Origin of the sequence: Duganella sp. 1411 (assembly GCF_017833525.1) — a bacterium.
Lineage (GTDB): Bacteria > Pseudomonadota > Gammaproteobacteria > Burkholderiales > Burkholderiaceae_D > Rugamonas.
The window spans coordinates 347,061-361,969 of sequence record NZ_JAFICD010000002.1; the positions used below are offsets into that span (position 1 = coordinate 347,061).

13 protein-coding genes are annotated in these 14,909 nt (G+C 67.5%); 4 read left to right on the forward strand and 9 right to left on the reverse strand.

Features of this window, described 5'->3' with window-relative positions; translation table 11 throughout:
• Window positions 1-4: 4 nt before the first annotated feature.
• From JOD97_RS13175 to JOD97_RS13185, 3 genes are all read left to right on the forward strand, one after another.
• On the forward strand, window positions 5-487 hold the full coding sequence (locus JOD97_RS13175; protein ID WP_209718175.1) for an SH3 domain-containing protein: 483 nt from the start codon (window positions 5-7) through the stop codon (window positions 485-487).
• A gap of 119 nt (window positions 488-606) precedes the next feature.
• Window positions 607-1,617: a protein phosphatase gene (locus JOD97_RS13180; protein ID WP_209718178.1), complete on the forward strand. Its 1,011-nt coding sequence runs from the start codon at window positions 607-609 to the stop codon at window positions 1,615-1,617.
• Window positions 1,618-1,755: 138 nt separating this feature from the next.
• Window positions 1,756-3,318: an FHA domain-containing protein gene (locus JOD97_RS13185; protein WP_229264430.1), complete on the forward strand. Its 1,563-nt coding sequence runs from the start codon at window positions 1,756-1,758 to the stop codon at window positions 3,316-3,318.
• On the opposite strand, the gene JOD97_RS13190 is transcribed toward JOD97_RS13185, so the two are convergent.
• On the reverse strand, window positions 3,315-4,220 hold the full coding sequence (locus JOD97_RS13190) for a LysR family transcriptional regulator (protein WP_209718181.1): 906 nt from the start codon (window positions 4,218-4,220) through the stop codon (window positions 3,315-3,317). The genes JOD97_RS13185 and JOD97_RS13190 overlap by 4 nt on opposite strands.
• Before the next feature lie 100 nt (window positions 4,221-4,320).
• Here JOD97_RS13190 and JOD97_RS13195 point away from each other — a divergent pair, with 100 nt between their 5' ends.
• The gene (locus tag JOD97_RS13195; protein WP_209718184.1) at window positions 4,321-5,391 is read left to right on the forward strand and encodes an SDR family oxidoreductase; all 1,071 of its coding nucleotides are present in this window, start codon (window positions 4,321-4,323) and stop codon (window positions 5,389-5,391) included.
• A gap of 147 nt (window positions 5,392-5,538) precedes the next feature.
• Here JOD97_RS13195 and JOD97_RS13200 read toward each other — a convergent pair whose 3' ends face one another.
• The 8 genes from JOD97_RS13200 to JOD97_RS13235 form a co-directional block, all read right to left on the reverse strand.
• Window positions 5,539-6,432, reverse strand: a complete 894-nt coding sequence (locus JOD97_RS13200) for a pirin family protein (protein WP_209718187.1) — start codon at window positions 6,430-6,432, stop codon at window positions 5,539-5,541.
• A gap of 4 nt (window positions 6,433-6,436) precedes the next feature.
• On the reverse strand, window positions 6,437-6,835 hold the full coding sequence (locus JOD97_RS13205; protein WP_209718191.1) for an OsmC family protein: 399 nt from the start codon (window positions 6,833-6,835) through the stop codon (window positions 6,437-6,439).
• A gap of 82 nt (window positions 6,836-6,917) precedes the next feature.
• Window positions 6,918-7,262 carry a zinc ribbon domain-containing protein YjdM gene (locus tag JOD97_RS13210; RefSeq protein ID WP_209718194.1) on the reverse strand — a complete coding sequence of 115 codons (345 nt, stop codon included), beginning with the start codon at window positions 7,260-7,262 and terminating at the stop codon, window positions 6,918-6,920.
• A 58-nt stretch (window positions 7,263-7,320) separates the two neighbouring features.
• The gene (locus tag JOD97_RS13215; RefSeq protein WP_209718196.1) at window positions 7,321-9,642 is read right to left on the reverse strand and encodes a bifunctional serine/threonine-protein kinase/formylglycine-generating enzyme family protein; all 2,322 of its coding nucleotides are present in this window, start codon (window positions 9,640-9,642) and stop codon (window positions 7,321-7,323) included.
• A 135-nt stretch (window positions 9,643-9,777) separates the two neighbouring features.
• The gene (locus JOD97_RS13220) at window positions 9,778-12,048 is read right to left on the reverse strand and encodes a hypothetical protein (RefSeq protein WP_209718199.1); all 2,271 of its coding nucleotides are present in this window, start codon (window positions 12,046-12,048) and stop codon (window positions 9,778-9,780) included.
• Window positions 12,049-12,147: 99 nt separating this feature from the next.
• On the reverse strand, window positions 12,148-13,218 hold the full coding sequence (locus JOD97_RS13225; RefSeq protein WP_209718202.1) for a hypothetical protein: 1,071 nt from the start codon (window positions 13,216-13,218) through the stop codon (window positions 12,148-12,150).
• Window positions 13,215-14,309 carry a hypothetical protein gene (locus JOD97_RS13230; protein WP_209718205.1) on the reverse strand — a complete coding sequence of 365 codons (1,095 nt, stop codon included), beginning with the start codon at window positions 14,307-14,309 and terminating at the stop codon, window positions 13,215-13,217. The genes JOD97_RS13225 and JOD97_RS13230 overlap by 4 nt, the downstream gene beginning before the upstream one ends.
• A gap of 3 nt (window positions 14,310-14,312) precedes the next feature.
• Window positions 14,313-14,903, reverse strand: a complete 591-nt coding sequence (locus JOD97_RS13235) for a hypothetical protein (protein ID WP_308937241.1) — start codon at window positions 14,901-14,903, stop codon at window positions 14,313-14,315.
• Between the last annotated feature and the right edge of the window lie 6 nt (window positions 14,904-14,909).

A 14,909-nucleotide genomic window follows, 5' to 3' on the forward strand; every position in this document is an offset into this window, starting at 1 on the left:
CGCGATGGAAACGGCAAAACTCTACGCGCCCTGCGCGTTCGCGGCTGGACTGGCGATTACGCTTTTCCTGGCTGCCTACCTGACGCCACGCCAGTGGTGGCGCCGCGCCAACGCGCGCGCGCTGCTGATCATGGTGGTCGGCGCATGGGGTTTCGGTAGCCTGATCCTGTACGCCGTCCAGGGCACGCGGCCGGTCGCGGCGGGCACGCTGGACAACGCGGCGGCGCCCGCGCCGGCCAGCGTCACTCCCGACCCGCCGAACGCGCCGGACCTCATCGCCGGCCGCCCCTTCCAGGTACACCGCGACCTGAACCTGCGCGCCGCCGCCGGGGTGCACGCGGCGCGCCTGGTCACCGTGCCGGCCGGCGCCACCGTCACGCCCACCGGCGCGCGCGAAGGCGACTGGTGGCAGGTGAAGACCGGCGTGGACGGCCACCAAAAAACCGGCTGGGTCAGCAGCTTGTGGCTGCGCCGGGGCGGCGAATGACGCATCCGTTCATCGCACCTCCGCCGCCGCCCTCGCACGGTTCCGCGCCGGCTTCCGCGAGCGCCGGTTTTTCGGCTAAGCTGTGGCCTTTCGGATCCCGCGCCGCGGCGCCCGCCACGATGACACGAATCACCGACATGCTGGACTTCGGCCCCGGGCTCGACATCGCCGCCCGCAGCAGCGCCAGCATCAGCAAACTGCAAGTGCCGGAGAACCAGGACAACCTGCTGGTCGTCGACGCCAGCGGCCGCGCGGTGTTCCTGCGCGACCAGGCCGCCCAGTCGACCACGATCGCGGGCTGGCCGGCCGGCCACGTGCGCCTGGCCGTCATGGACGGCATGGGCGGCCACGGTCACGGACGCGAGGCCGCCGAAGCCGTCGCCGCCGGCCTGCTGCGCGTGCCGGCGTGCCGCACGCTGGAGGAACTGTCCGCTCACCTGGACCGGCTGCACGCCGAACTCCAGCAGCGCTTCAGCCAACCGGGCGACAGCGACAGCTTCCGACGTCCCGGCACCACGCTCACGCTGCTGGAGATCCCGCCCGGCCGCACGCCGATGCTGTACCACGCCGGCGACTCGCGCCTGTACGAGATCACCGCGCAGACGGTACGGCCGCTGACGGTCGACCACGTGCCGGCGACCTGCTTCGCCATGCATGGGCTGCTGGGCGAGGACGAATGGTGGCAGCAGGTGCACGGCGAGCACCGGCCGCAGATATCGCAGGCCTACATCCTCGGCAACGCCTTCGCCAATCCGCAAGTGCTGGAGGACGACCTGCTGCCGCTGGACGCGGCCAACCTGCCGCCGTTCCTTGGGCATCTGGCCGACCGCAGGGCGTTGACGGTGCGCGCCGACGCCACCTATTTGCTAGCCACCGACGGCTTCTGGTCGTGCGGCCGCCCGCTGCCATGGACCGCGCGCTGGCCGGCGCTGATGGTCCGGCCGGGCCACTCGGCCGGCGCCGCGCTCGACGCGTTGTTCAATGATTACGCCGACCATCCGCCGGCCAACCTCCACATCGACAACGTCACCGCCATCGTGCTGCGTTTTACGCGGCCCGCGCCGGCGCCGGGGCTGCGCAATCTTGACGAAACGGCACTGCCGGCCGCATCAATCCCGCCGCATTTTTGAGCGCCGGCGCGGGCCAAGTGTTGCGTCTTGATCGCGTCATATGCTGTAGGGCAAAAATATGCCGATCAGATGCGGGTTTGGTTGCCACGGAGCGCGTAAACCGCATAAACTGACAGGTATTCCATCGGTCGGTACGCCATGAAAAAATGCAGTAATGCCCAGCATCCGCATTGCACCTACTGGGTCATGCCTGGAGAACAAGCTTGCGAAGGCGGTCACGCCCAAGCCGAGCCCTCCAGCTATGACTTGCTCAGTGCCGTGCGCAGCGCCCGCGCCGCTGGCCCGGCGACGACGCTGGCTGCCGCGCCGACCGCCCCCACCGTCACCGCCATTCCGCTTACCCCAGCCGCCGGCGCGCCGTCGCACTACGCCCGCCCGCTGCAACGCGCCCAATCGGAGCGCCCGCAACTGCATATCAGCGGCTTCGATCCGCGCGCCGCCGGCGGCCGTCAAACGCTGAAGATGGAACTGCGTGGCATGCCGGACGCCTGCGCCCCGCAACTGACGCTGCAACTGCAATCGGACCTGATCCCCGACGGCGCGGCGCGCCAGCAGTTCGTGCGCGCCACCAATGGCGAATGGCGCCCGGTGTTCGTCGAGTTTTCGTCGCGCGGCAAAGAGCACGGCCAATACCAGATCAGCATCGACCTGCTGAGCCAACATGCCGGCATGGCGGCCCGCAAATGGGTGTGCACCTTCGTCATCCTGGTGCCGCGCCTCGACGCCACGCTGACCGAGATCCACCGCATCTTCCTGAGCACCCACAAGAACGTACGCGTGATGGCGGACGACGCCTCCATCGCCCGCGTCAGCGCGCAAGGCGGCGACAGCCTCGATATCGACGTCACCGCCCGCAACGCCGGCATCGCGCACCTGGACTTGAACACGCCGGCCGGCAAAGTAGACCTGGGCTTCTCGACCATCGCCTGGGACGAGGACCTGATCGAGATCGACATCCCCGTCACCAGCGCGGTCCATCCGCACGCCAGCCGCGCGGCCAGCATGGTCAACGCCGCGCCGGAAAGCGGCGCGCAGCGCCAGATCCGCCTGTTCGCGATGGAGGAATGCGTGCTGGGACGCTTCGAACTGGTCGATCCCGAATCCGACATCATGCTGACCCACTACACGGCCGACGGCCAGGACACCAACGGCCTGACGCGCCGCCTGTCCGGCCGCCACGCGGTGATACGCCGCTGCGGCCAGGGCTTCGAGATCGAGGACGTGTCGCGCTACGGCATCCTGCTCGACGGCGTCTGGCCGGGCAAGCACAAGCCGACCACGCTGCGCCTGGGCATGCGCATCGAGCTAAGCGCCAGCATCAAGGGCATCGTCGTGCTGTCGGTGTCGGCCACCATGCCGCACGGCGTGATCCTGCACCGCATCGACCAGGGCGCGAACGCCGAATGCTTCTATGTGCTGATGCCGGAGACGCATCCGGGCTACCCCCTCAAATCGTTCGCGGCCGCGCCGCACGCCGCCGCGCTGCCGTTGCTGCTGCACCGCGACGGCGGCTTCTGGCACCTCGACCAACTGACCGGGAAGGAGACCGCGCTGGCGCCGGGCGTGTCGCTTGAAAAACTGAGCCGCATCCCGCGCCACAGCCGCTTCGCCAGCGATCCGTATCCGGAGCACTGGATCATCCGCACCGGCGGCACCGACATGCACAGCACCGTCGCCGCTGGCGACATGCATACCGCCTAACGTATTTTCAGCTGCGCCTTCAGCTGATCCAGCAGCGCAGCGACCTTGGGCGACATCGGGCGCACCAGCGGCCATACAATGTGCAGCGGCAGCCCGTCGATGGCCCGCTCCGCCATCACCTCCACCACCGCGCCGGACGCCAGATGGTCCCGCACCAGCCACGTCGCCAGTTGCGCCACGCCCATGTCGGCCAGCACCGCCGTCATCTGCGCCTCGCCGTCGCCGGCCATGATCCTGTGTTCCATCGTGCGGCGCTCTATCTGCCCGCCGGCGGACGAGAACAGCCACGGGCTGGCGGTGCCGTCCGCGCGGCCATAGACGACGCAATCATGCGATGCCAGGTCGGCGATATCGTGTGGCGTGCCGCGCCGGGCCAGATAGGCCGGCGTGGCGCAGAAAATCAAGCGCTCATCGCCCAGATGGACGTGGCCCAGCGACGCCGGCCAGTGCGCCGGGCCGCCGATGCGCACCGCCAGATCCAGCCCCTCCTCCTGGACGTCGACAAAGCGGTCGGTGAAGCTGACCTGCGGCCGCAGATTGGGATACTGGCCGCAAAAACGCAGCAGCTCCGGCATCACACGCATGCGGCCGAAGGTCGCGGGCAAGCCGAGTACCAGGCGCCCGGCCGGCTCGGCGTCCTGCGCCAGCGCGGCTTCGGTTTCGCCCAGTTCCATCAGCACGCGCCGGCAGGTCTCGTGGTATTTGCGGCCGGCGTCGGTCAACAGCAGGCTGCGCGTGCTGCGCTCGAACAGCCGCACGCCAAGGCGCGCCTCCAGCCGCGCCAGGCTTTTGCTGACGGCCGAGCTGCTGAGCCGCAGCCGGGCGGCGGCCACGGTGAAACTGCCGGCGTCGGCGGCCTCCACGAAGTAGGCGATGTCTTTCAGATGGTCGGAAGCGTGCATTTTTCGCGAATAAAATTCATCAATTGATTGAAATCTTATCGTAAATACGAATTCCCTTCGCGGCTATCATGGTTTATCGCTTACTTGAAGGAGTCTTCGCATGACAAATACCGCATTGATCGTCGGTGCCAGCGGCGTGACCGGTAGCGCGCTGGCCGAGCGGCTGCTGGGCGGCGGCTGGTCGGTCCTTGGCCTGTCGCGCGGGCGCACGCCGCTGCCGGCCGGCGTCGAGCCGATACGCGCGGACCTGACCTCGCGCGACGAGGTGGAACGGGCGCTGGCCGGGCGTGCCGTCACCCACGTGTTCTTCACCGCGTGGGCGCGCCAGGCCAACGAAAAGGAAAACATCCGCGTCAACGGCGCGATGGTCGGCCACGTGCTCGACGCGCTGCATGAGGCGGCGACGCTGAGGCACGCGGCGCTGGTAACGGGGTTGAAGCATTATCTCGGGCCTTTCGAGGCGTATGCCACCGGCGCCGTGCCGGAAACGCCGTTCCGGGAGGAGCAAGGACGCAAGCCGGTCGAGAATTTCTACTACGAGCAGGAAGACCGCATGTTCGCGGCGGCGGCGCGCGGCGGCTTTAGCTGGAGCGTGCATCGGCCGCATACGGTGATCGGCTACGCGGTGGGCAACGCGATGAATATGGGGTTGACCCTGGCCGTTTATGCGACGCTGTGCAAGGAGTCCGGTGCGCCGTTCGTGTTTCCGGGATCGGCGGCGCAGTGGAACGGGTTGACGGATATGACCGACGCGCGGCTGCTGGCGGCGCATCTGGAATGGGCAGCCACCAGCGTTGCCGGCGCCAATGAGGACTTCAATGTCGTTAACGGCGATGTGTTTCGGTGGAAGTGGTTGTGGCCCAAGCTGGCGGAGTATTTCGGCGTCGAGGCGGCGCCGTTCGACGGGGTTGTTCAGCCGTTGGAGGGCAGGATGCATGACGCGGCGCGCGTCTGGAAGGAGATCGCGGCCAGGCACGGGCTGGTGGAGGCCGATGTCGGCAAGCTGGCGTCGTGGTGGCATACCGATGCGGACCTGGGCCGGCCGATGGAGGTGCTGGCGGATATGACCAAGAGCCGTAAGGCGGGCTTTCTGGCGTATCAGAGCACGCCGGATGCGTTCTTTGATTTGTTCGGGCGGCTTAGGGCGGAGCGTATCATTCCGGCCGGCTGACGCCGGGCTGGCATCGTTGGCGGCTCATAGATGGCGGATTACGCTTCGCTAATCCGCCCTACGTGTTTCCGTGGTGTCCCTCGGAGACACGTAGGGCGGATTAGCCGGAACGGCGTAATCCGCCGAGAGCCGCCAGCGGCGCATCACTTAGAGATACTGCCCACCCGCCGGCTTTTTGACCGGAAGCGGTATCCACTCGGTCTCCCCCGGCACGTGGCCCATGCGCTGCGCCTCCCAATCCTCGCCGGCCTTGACGATGCGCTCCTTGCTCGACGAGACAAAATTCCACGACATGAACCGCCGCCCGTCCAACGGCTCGCCGCCGATCACGACGAAATGCGCCTCCGACGTCGCCTTGACCCTCTGCCCGGCGCCGGCGTCGAGCAGCGCCATGCTGTTCTTCTCCAGCGGCGCGCCGTCGATCTCCAGCTCTCCGGCCACCGGATAAATCGCCGCTTCCTCCGGCAGCCCGTCCAGGACCAGCTCCTGCCCCGCCTTCAACATCACATCCAGATACAAGGTGCGGCTGAATGTCTTGACCGGCGACGTTTTGCCGAACGCTGTGCCGATCAACACCCGCACCTTGGCGCCGTCCACGGTCAGCTCCGGAATATCCGCGGCAGGCGTGTGACAGAATCCCGGCTCGTCCTCCTCATGCGCCACCGGCAGCGCGGCCCACAGCTGCAAGCCGTGCGTGCGGTGCGGCTTGCCGACCAAATCCTTCGGCGTGCGCTCGGAGTGCACGATGCCGCGTCCGGCCGTCATCCAGTTGATCGCACCGGGCTCGATGCGCTGGAAGGTGCCGATGCTGTCGCGGTGATCCATCGCGCCTTCGAACAGGTAGGTCACCGTGGCCAGGCCGATATGCGGATGCGGACGCACGTCATGGTCGGCGTCGAGCGGCACGTCGACCGGGCCGAAATGGTCGAAGAAGATGAACGGGCCGACCGCCTGCTTGATGGCGGACGGCAGATAGCGGCGTACGACGAAGCCGCCGCCCAGGTCTTTTTCATGGCCCTTCAGAAGATTGGAGATCGTCATCGGCTTATCCCAGAACGGTGGTGACTTCCGTGGTCACGGAGGTCATCAGTTTGTGGATCGGACATTTCTGCGCGGCCGCCAGCAGTTCCGCGCGCTGGGTGTCGGTCAGATTGCCCGTCAGGTGCAGCGTGGCGGCCAGGCGGTAGATGCCCTGGCGCTCTTCGCTGGCGTCGCGCTCCATGCTCACTTCCACATGTTCGAGCGGGATGTTCTTGCGCTTGGCGAACCACACCACCGTGAGGGCCTTGCAGGCGCTCAGCGCCGCGTCGTACAGGTCGTGCGGCGACGGGCCGGCGTCGTTGCCGCCCTCCTCCACCGAGCCGTCGGTCGAGACGATGTGGTTGCGCACATGGACGATGTGCCGCATCGGCAGCGATTGATCGCGCAGTACTTTGATAGTCATTCCGTGTTCCTTGTGGGCGGTAGTCAGAACCCACAATTTACACCGTTTAGCGGACTTCCGCCTCCCCTGAACGGGGAAGCCGTCAAACCACTTTCTTGACGAATTCCGTCTTCAGGCTCATCGCGCCGAAGCCGTCGATCTTGCAGTCGATATCGTGGTCGCTGTCGACCAGGCGGATGTTCTTGACCTTGGTGCCGACTTTAACGGTGCCGCCGCCGCCCTTGAGCTTCAAGTCCTTGATGACGGTGACGGTATCGCCGTCCTGCAGAATGTTCCCGACGGAGTCGCGGTAGACGCGCGCGCCTTCATCGGCGGCGTCGGCGGCGGTCGCGCTCCACTCGTGCGCGCATTCCGGGCACACCAGCTGGGTGCCATCTTCGTAGGTGAATTCGGAATTGCATTTCGGGCATGGGGGCAAAGCGCTCATCGTGGGTCCTGGTGGTTGTACGGCAAAGAAGGCGGCAGTATACACCCGCCGCCAGCCGTTAGACTAGTTTGCGGGCGACCCGGAAGCCGACGATGTCGTTGGCCAGCACCGCCGAGAAGCCGTTGCGCACCGATGACCGCAGGTAGCGCGGGTTGTACAGCCACGAGCCGCCGCGTAGTATGCGGCGCACCGGATCGCCGCCCTCCTCCCACGCGCTGCCGTCGACCGGCGCGCCGACGTAGCTGTCGTGGACCACGTCCTGGGTCCACTCCCACACATTGCCGTGCATGTCGAACAAGCCCCAGGGATTGGGCGGGAAGGTGCCGGCCTTGCTGGTGCCCTGGCGGAAGGCGCCGCGCGCGCTGCCGTTGTAAGTGTAGTTGCCGTCGTAGTTGGCCTGGTCGGTGGTGATGCTGTCGCCGAAGCTGAACGCGGTCTTGGTGCCGGCGCGGCAGGCGTACTCCCACTCCGCCTCGCTCGGCAAACGGTAGGTCTGGCCGGTTTTCTCCGACAGCCAGCGCAGATACAACTGCACGTCCATCCAACTGACGCCGATCACCGGATGATCGTCGTCCTGGGCGAAACCGGGCGCGCGCCAATCGGTGTCCGATTGCGATTCCCACCCGGTGGCGCGGACGAACTGGCGCCACTGCCCCACCGTCACCGGAAAGCGGCCCATCGCGATCGGCTGTTCGATGCCGACCCAGTGCTGGGGCGTCTCGCGGTCCAGCCAGTTTTTCTGCGCGCCGGCCTTGATGGCGACCGCGTGTTCGTGCTCGTGGGACCCCATCTGAAAGCGGCCAGTGGGAATCAGCACCAGATCGGGGCCGACACCGGTGCCGTCGATGAAGCGGTCGCGCAGCACGCCGCTGGCGTCGGCCACCGGGCTGCCCGCCGTCGGCATCAACGCGGCCAGTTCCGCCGCGTTGCGTTCGGCCAGCTGCTTGCGGTGGCGTTCCTGCTCCGCGCGATAGGCCGCTTCCGCCTTCAGCTGCGCGGCCTTGCGCTGCTGCTCCTCGCGCTCGTCGCGGGCTTTTTTGGCGTCGGCGTCGCGACGCGCCTGCAGCTGCTCGCGCAAGGTTTGCTTGCGCGCCTGCGCGGCCGCTTCCGCCTCGGCGCGCTGTTTCGCCTCCAGCGCGCGGCGCTGCTGGTCGAGCCGCACTTTCTCCAGCGCCGCAGCCTTGGCCTCGGCCTCGCGGCGCGCGGCCAGTTCCGCCGCCTGCGCCTGGCGCTTCTGTTCCGTCAGGCGGGCCTGCTCGGCCTGCGCCGCCAGCTCCTTCTTGCGTAGCTGTTCGCGCTCGAGCCGCTCCTGCCGCTCTTTTTCCTGCTGCGCCGCCCGCAATTGCTCTTGCGCGGCCAGTTCCTCGTCGGTCGGCCCGGCGGCCCGGCGCAACTGCGCCAGCAGCTCGTTGACCGACGCCGGGCGCCGCTCCTGCTGATAGGCGAAGCCGCTTTGCAGCACCTGCCACTGCCGCTCGTTCACTCCCTGCGGCGGCGATGGATGGAAGTCGGCGGGACGCATGTCGTCGAACGGCATGCGCCCTTCCAGCAGCTGGTAGATCATCACGGCCACCGCGTACACGTCGAGCTTGGGCGCGGGCTGGCGTTGATGGGTTCCGGCCTCCGGCGCGCGATAGCCGGCGGTGCCGGCGTTGGGCGTTTGCAAACCGAGGCTGCTGCCAGCGCTGCGCGCGCGCGAGGCGATGCCGAAATCGAGCAGTTTGATTTCGCCGCGCTGGGTCAGGAAGACGTTGCCGGGTTTGATGTCGCGGTGGACCAGCTTGTGCTTTTCCCATGCGTACTGCAGCGCCTCGCCGACCGGCGACAGCAGCTTGAACACCGCCTCCAGCGGCAGCGGCCCTTGCGCGGCCAGGTAGGCATCCAGATCCTGGCCTTCCAGGTACTCCATGATGATGAAATAGCTGGAGGTGGCCGGATCCTGCGCCCACTCGTAGACGCGGACGATATTTTCGTGCGCCAGCTTGCGCGCCTGCGTGGCTTCCTCGATCAGCAGCTTGGCGTGGGTCGCGCTTTGGGTCAGCTGCGGCGGCAGGATTTTGAGCGCCACCATTTCGCTGTGGCCCAGCTCCGCGTGCGTGGCCAGGTCGGTGGCCTGCCACACCTGCCCCATGCCGCCCATGCCGATCAGGCGCTCGAGCCGGTAGCGCCGGTTCTGCGGGCCGATCTCCTGGCCGGACATCAGGCCCAGCTCCGTGCCCTGGCGTACCGGCATCTGGACGGGCGTGACGCTGCCTCCCGGCGGCGCGTACTCCGCATCCAGGATGGCGTTCTTGCGACGGTCGAACTCTTGGAGGCTCAACAAACCGTCATCGTGTAAGGCCCGCAGTTCGCGGATCTTGTCTCTTGCCGTTTGCATCATTGACTGAAGTGTAACCGTTCCTGCTGTTTGGCGTTTGCGTCCAGGGCCGCTGGCGGCTCTTGGCGGATTACGGCGTGCCGCCTAATCCGCCCTACGTGTTTCCGGTGTTTTTTCCGGTGTTCGTTCCGATGTTTTTTAAGTTAGGGGGACGCCGCATTGGGCGCAGAACTTGTCGTGCGGGTGGTCTATCCGCGTCGGGTGGCCGTTGACGCAGTAGCCCACGCTTTTCGGCGTGGCCGGCAGCGGCACGCCGGCGCGGGCGACGCCAATGCCCAACTGGCTCTGCGTGTTGAGCGCGCTGGCGCTGGCCGCGTTCTGCACGTTGAGCAGGTCGAGCTGGTGGCGGCGGTCCTTGTCCAGTTCCGCGTCGCGGTGCGCGCGCTCCTCGAGCACCCGCTCGTAGGCCTGCTGCGACGCCTCGGCCGGCGTCATGCCATGTTCGGCCGCCACCACCTGCGCCAGCGCCTGTATCTGCTCGGCCGACATGCCGCCCTGGATCTGCATCTTCATGATCTGCGACAGCGCTTGCGCGTTCGGCTCGGCGGCGGTGGCCACTTTGCCGGTGTCGCTCAAGCCGCCGATGGTTTCGATGCGCTTGATCTCGTGCGATTGCTGCGCCAGCAGCACGTCGTACTCGCCCTTCCAGCGCGCGAACTTCTCCTCCCGCTCGTGCTCCAGCTTTTTCAACTCACGCTGCCAATCGGCCTCGCGCTCCTTTTGCTTGAGTATCTGGCGCTGCTCGTCGACCGCCAACTGATCCAACAACGCCTGCTTGCTGTTGGCCTGGTTCTGGCGCGCATGGATGCCGTCCGCCTCGATCGTGCGCAGCAGCTTTTCGTACTGGGCGATGGAGTCGGCTTGCGCGCCGGCGCGCTTGAGCTCCTCGATCTTCTGGTTGATCTCGGCCACCTGCACGGCGTTGGCGGCGTCCTTGACGGCGTCGCCGCGCAGCAGCTCGCGCTGGCGCGCCAACGCCAGTTGATCCTCCCATTCCTGCACCCGCTCGGCCTCGCGGCGGCGCGCGGCGGCGGCCAGCGTCAGGCCCTGGATGCGCGCGTCGTGGGCCTCGGACTCCACTTGCAGCTCGCGCGCCTTCTCGTCCTTTTCGCGCTGGCGCAACGCGGCCAGTTCGTTGCGGCGGTGCGATTCGTCCTCGATCAATAAGGCCTGCGCGATCTGGTTTTCGATCGCCTGCTGGCGCAACTGATGCGACAAGCGCTGCTGCGCCAATTGACGCTGCTCGGCGGCGGTTTGCTGCAGCACTTCGAGCTCGGTGCGCATCTTGATCTGCGCCAGTTGGCGCACATGCTCCCAGTCGGCCTGCTCGCCGGCGCGGTGCGATTTGTTCTTGGCCAGTTCGTGTTCCAGGTCGGCGAGGACGGTGCCGGCGCCCTTGTCCAGCGCCACCTTGCGGGTCTTCGATTCCATGACGCGGCTGTAGAGTTCAACCTCGCGCGCGCGCAGCGACTGTATGCGCTCGCTCTCCTTGAGCGTCAGTTCGGCCTTGTTCACGCTGGCGTCCTGGCGCAGTTCCGCGCGGCGGAAGTCGGAGCGCATCTTCTGCTCCTCGCGCCAGATCGCCTGCCACTCCTCCTCGTCGTAGATCTGGTCGAGCTGTTTGACGTGTTCGAGCTGCACGTGGCGCTCGTCGGCCACCAGCCACAGGGTGCCGATGCGCTCGCGGTTGTGGTCGAATTTATCGTGGCGCAGCGCCGCCGTCTCGACCCGCTCCACCGCCAGGCCATACGCGGCCAGCCGCAGTTTGAGCGCGGCCTGCAGACGCTCGTCGAGCTGCGGCCGCAGGTCGGCGTTGTGCGCCATGTCGCGTATCGATCGGCCGCCGACGAATTCGGCCGCCAGCTGGCGCACCGACGGCCCCAGCAACTCGCGCAGATGCAGCGTGCTGACGACGCCCGGCACGGTCATGAAGTGCTGCGCGAAGGCCGGCACGTTTTCGATGCGGATGGCGACGGTGAAGCGCGCCGATATCTTGAGGTGCTCGGCCGTCTGCAGGTCGCTGAACGAAAACTCGACCGGCAGCGGCGCGCTGCGGGTGATCAGGATTTCGGCGTTCTGGTTGCGCAGCAGGTGATTGAGGCGGGTGAAGAAGCCTTCGATCTCGTACTCGCCCTGTGGCACTTCGGTGGCTTTGTCGGCCTGCAGGATGTAGGCGCGCGAGGTGGCCGGCACGCGCAGCGTTTTGGTGAAGATGCCGGACAAGGCGCTGACGCCGAAATAAACGGCCAGCTCGTCGTCGCCGGGTATCCAGCGGTTGTCGCGCAGGACAGGCTCGTTGCGCGGCGCGCCCAAGGTCAAACCGCAATGCTTGCAGTAGCCCGACTGGTCGTCGTTTTTGTGCTCGCACCGCGGGCATTTAACGCCGCCAAAACCAAACATTTGGAACATGTCAGACTCCTTCTTCGATTCATCTTCCGTGCCGCCCTGTCATCCGCCGATTTTAGCAGGGCAAGCCGGTTTCATTCTTGCGCACGATTCAGCCTTGGCTTAAATCATGCCAATCCGGTCTATACAGGCCAAGGTAGCGCCTTTTTGGCGCAATTCGGCCCCGAATCCCGCTGGCAGCCCCTCTTCCCACGCCTTGGGCAGCAGCACCCGGTCGCCGGCCTGCACTTGCCTTAGTATTAACTCCAGTTTCGGTTCGCGTCCTTCCACGGTGTCGACCCGGCCGGCGTGCCAGGCGCTCGAGCAGCCGGTGGCGATGACGCGCCCGCGCGGCACGAACTCGCGCCCGCGCGCCAGGCGGTCGGCCATCACCAGCGCCAGTTGGTAGGAGCCGCCCTGGAAGCGTGGCTGGCCAAAGCGCACCACGCTGCGCCAGCGGCCCAGCCCCTTGCCGTCGAAATGGCGCGCTCCGGCCAGCGTCTGGCGGATATCCTGCTGCGCGCTCAGGTCCAGTCCCGGGGCGGCGATGGTGTCCTCCTCGCCGTTGGCGGCGGCGGTGTATGTGGCGTCGGCCGAGGTGCCGATGGCCGCCGGCTCGCCGTCGAGCGGGAACACGCTGACTTCGACCCACGCCAGTTCGTCGTTGATGCCACCGCTGTGCAGCGGGAACCACGCGCGCACTGTCGACACGGCGGCCGACGGGTCGGCGTGGCCGGTCAACGCGCCCAGGTGGGTGACTTGCATCGTGCCGACGGTGGCGCAGCCACCGTCGGCACGGCCGGATATCCGGCCGAGGTGCCAGCTGTCGGACCAGCCATGGGCGACGGTTTGCACACCCGCCACCGGCTGGAACAGGCCACGCACGGCGCGGTCGGCCAGCACCGCCGCCAGCTCCCAGTCGCGCTCCGCGCCGGACGGCGCGATGTCCATGCTGAGGACGACCTGATCGCGGCTGTCGAAACGCGCCTCGGTGTGGCGCGCCAGCCGCACCACCTCCTGCATACGTTCGGCGATCGCCGGCGCGCCGGGCACGCCGCATTTGACCTCGGCGCGGTTGGCGCGCGGACGGCGGCTGGCGGTGATGGTGAGGACGCGGCCGTCGGCCAGTATGCTGCGGCACTCGGCGATGGCCGGCGTGGCGGTGATGGACAGTCCGGGCACAAGAATACTCATAGAGTTGGCTCCGCACGTTCCGCGCGCGGCGCGCGGCGCAGCGACAGGCCGGTTTCGAGGTTGGCGCAGATGCGGTCCGCCTCCTCCAACAGCGGCGGCCATTGTTCGTGTCCGGCCAGTTGCAGGCGCGCCAGCAGCGACCACGCCTCATCGAGCGCGTCGCGGGCGACCAGGGTTTGGCGGCTGCGGCGATCCTGTTCTTCCGCTGTCAGCGGCTGGTCCGGCGCGGCCCAGGCCAGGGCCGGCATGGTGGTGACGTTCAAACTGGCCATGTTAAGACGCAGCAGCAAGGCCTGGTGGCGCTCGAAGACCGGCAGGCCCTCCGGCAGCTGCAGCAATCGCAGTTCGCGGCTCACCGCCGGCAACTCCAGGAACAGCCGGCGCAAGGCTTGCGCGTCGCGCTGCGCGGCGGACGGCGACGGTAGTTCGGCGGGCGGCGGGGCGGCGGTCGCCGCGGACGGGGATTCGTCCAGCACGTGGACCACGTCCGGAATCGATGGCGCGGCTTCCTGCGCGCGCCTGGCGCGGGCTTTGAGGATATCGGCGAAGTCGATTTGTTCGCCCAGATCGACCGGCACGCAATCGTCGACGGTCACGCCGTAACGGGTGTACATCAGCTGATTGACGCCGGCGCGAAACGCATGCCACTCGTCCAGCGAGGTGCACGGCGGCAGATCCAGCGCTCCCTGCGCGAGCTCCGCCTGCAACGCCGTTTCAACCGACGCGCCGAAACCGGCCAGTTGGAGGCGGCCCGACGTCTCACTGTACAGATACAGGTCGAAGCGCTGCTGCGTCACGCGCGGATTGTCCGCGTCGACCACAAAGCGCAAGCGCAGGCCCAACTCGGGCGCGGCGGCGAAGGGGATCAAGTCCACCGTGTAAGGCCCGGGATGAAAACAGAACGCCGATTCGCCCTGCTCGCACGCCACCCTGCCGGGCGCCGCGCGCCGCGCGTGGCCGGCCGCGTTGAAGACCACCACCGTGCTGTCGGCCGGGGCGACATCGCCGTCGTCGAGCCGCAGCGCGATCAGGCTCCCGCCCAGGCCACTGGTATCGGTGGTCTGTTTGCGGCGCCGTTTGAACAAAGCCATGATCTACGGAGCGACCGGTTCGACGGCGAAGCGGGCGCCGTACATCTGGAAATGCGGTCCCGGCTCGGTGTCGAACGGCCACGCGCGTTCGCACTCGCCGTCGGCGTCGAGCCGGCCTTGCAGCACGATGGCGCCACCGCCGTCGATCACCCGCAACAGCGGCTGTTCGCTCAGCAGCCGCGCGGCGAAAGGCGCTTGCGCCGACAGCGACAGGATCACCTGCCAGCCACCGTCCCGCGGCAGAAAGTGCAGCGTCCAGTAGTTGTCGTCGGTGACCATCGTTTCCAGCGTCACCGCGCTGGAAGCGGCGCGCAGCATGCCCGCGCTACCGCTCCACCGGGCGTCGTTGGCCGCCGCTGCGGGCGCCGCGCTGCGTGCCAGCGACAGGTGACGGAAACGGCGCAGCGTCAGCGGCGACGAGGCCAGCGCGTGGCGCTCGTTCGGCGTCAGCACCCGGCTGCCGTCGAGCGCCGCCAGCAGCGTGGCGTCGGCCAGCATCAGCCGGTCGCCGGGCACGGCGCGGGCCAGCAACGCGCGCTCGCGCAGCCGCGCGTCCAGCGCCTTGGCGTCCTGCTCATCTTGTGCTGAATTCAATTCGTT

Bases quoted from the DNA above. Each gene is read 5' to 3' on its own strand.
- JOD97_RS13175 (WP_209718175.1), top strand. From the start codon at position 5: ATGGAAACGGCAAAACTCTACGCGCCCTGCGCGTTCGCGGCTGGACTG.
- JOD97_RS13185 (WP_229264430.1), top strand. From the start codon at position 1,756: ATGAAAAAATGCAGTAATGCCCAGCATCCGCATTGCACCTACTGGGTC.
- JOD97_RS13180 (WP_209718178.1), top strand. From the start codon at position 607: ATGACACGAATCACCGACATGCTGGACTTCGGCCCCGGGCTCGACATC.
- JOD97_RS13200 (WP_209718187.1), bottom strand. From the start codon at position 6,432: ATGACGATCTCCAATCTTCTGAAGGGCCATGAAAAAGACCTGGGCGGC.
- JOD97_RS13220 (WP_209718199.1), bottom strand. From the start codon at position 12,048: ATGTTCCAAATGTTTGGTTTTGGCGGCGTTAAATGCCCGCGGTGCGAG.
- JOD97_RS13190 (WP_209718181.1), bottom strand. From the start codon at position 4,220: ATGCACGCTTCCGACCATCTGAAAGACATCGCCTACTTCGTGGAGGCC.
- JOD97_RS13230 (WP_209718205.1), bottom strand. From the start codon at position 14,309: ATGGCTTTGTTCAAACGGCGCCGCAAACAGACCACCGATACCAGTGGC.
- JOD97_RS13205 (WP_209718191.1), bottom strand. From the start codon at position 6,835: ATGACTATCAAAGTACTGCGCGATCAATCGCTGCCGATGCGGCACATC.
- JOD97_RS13225 (WP_209718202.1), bottom strand. From the start codon at position 13,218: ATGAGTATTCTTGTGCCCGGACTGTCCATCACCGCCACGCCGGCCATC.
- JOD97_RS13210 (WP_209718194.1), bottom strand. From the start codon at position 7,262: ATGAGCGCTTTGCCCCCATGCCCGAAATGCAATTCCGAATTCACCTAC.
- JOD97_RS13215 (WP_209718196.1), bottom strand. From the start codon at position 9,642: ATGATGCAAACGGCAAGAGACAAGATCCGCGAACTGCGGGCCTTACAC.
- JOD97_RS13195 (WP_209718184.1), top strand. From the start codon at position 4,321: ATGACAAATACCGCATTGATCGTCGGTGCCAGCGGCGTGACCGGTAGC.